This window comes from Reyranella soli (assembly GCF_007992495.1).
In the GTDB taxonomy this organism is placed as follows: Bacteria; Pseudomonadota; Alphaproteobacteria; order Reyranellales; family Reyranellaceae; genus Reyranella; species Reyranella soli.
In genome coordinates, this window is sequence record NZ_BKAJ01000377.1 from 1 (window position 1) to 968 (window position 968).

Genomic DNA, 968 nt, shown 5'->3' on the forward strand with positions numbered 1-968 from the left:
TCATGATTCATGATGCGGGCCTGGAGGCCCGCGGTCCGGCAAGATTACCTCGCCACCCACTTCTCGTAGTCGGCCGCCACTTCATCGACGGCGGTGTCGTAGAAGCGCTTGCCGTGCTCAGGCGTCGCCTGGTTGGGATCGGAGCCGATGCGGCCGTCGGGGAACACCCGGCGATAGTCCTCGGCGTCGGCGAAGGAGCCGTTGGGGGCGATCCGGGGCTCCATGTCCTTGCGCTGCATCGTCTCCGGATACTTGTACCAGGTGAGCGCCACCTCCGAGGCGGTGGCGTGGCTGCCTTCGCCGCTGGGATAGAGCTCCTTCTGCAGCGCCCGGATGCCCGGCCCGTCCCACCAATTGCGCAGCGCGCACTTGATCGAGGGCTGGTTGGACATGCGCTCCATCGAGCGCTCGGCATAGATCTCGGAGAAGGCCGCCGTCACGGTGGCGATGTTGCCGCCATGGCCGTTGACGAAGAAGAAGCGGGTGAAGCCGTGCCGCGCCAGCGACACCACGGTGTCGCGCACCACGGCGATCAGGGTGGTCGGCCGCAAGGTCACCGAGCCGGCGAAGGCCAGGTGATGCTGCGCCATGCCGACCGAGATGGTCGGCGCCACCAGCGCGCCGACCTTCTCGCCGGCGCCGCGCGCGATCATCTCGGCGGTGAGCGCGTCGGTGCCGATCAGGCCGGTCGGGCCATGCTGCTCGGTCGAACCGATCGGGATCATGATCCCGGTCTTGCTCTTGAGATAGTCGTCGACGAACTGCCAAGTCTTGAGCTGAAGCTGCACGAAACGAAACTCCTCGGGTTTGGCGGAGGATGCGTCGGCGGCGGAGATCAGTCCAGCCGGCAGATCGCCTGGCACACCGTATATCTGGATCATCACGGTGGGTGCGGCCGATACGAGAGTTGCGCAAAGGCGTGCACGCGCGATTTGCAACTCGCGGCGCGGGGCCGATAAGATTGCCAG

The 968-nt window shown here is 66.2% G+C and carries 1 protein-coding gene; it reads right to left on the reverse strand.

Annotation, left to right across the window (positions count from 1 at the left end; genetic code table 11):
* Positions 1-44: 44 nt before the first annotated feature.
* On the reverse strand, positions 45-968 hold a 924-nt coding region (locus RSO01_RS46865), incomplete at its 5' end, for a creatininase family protein (RefSeq protein WP_218037698.1).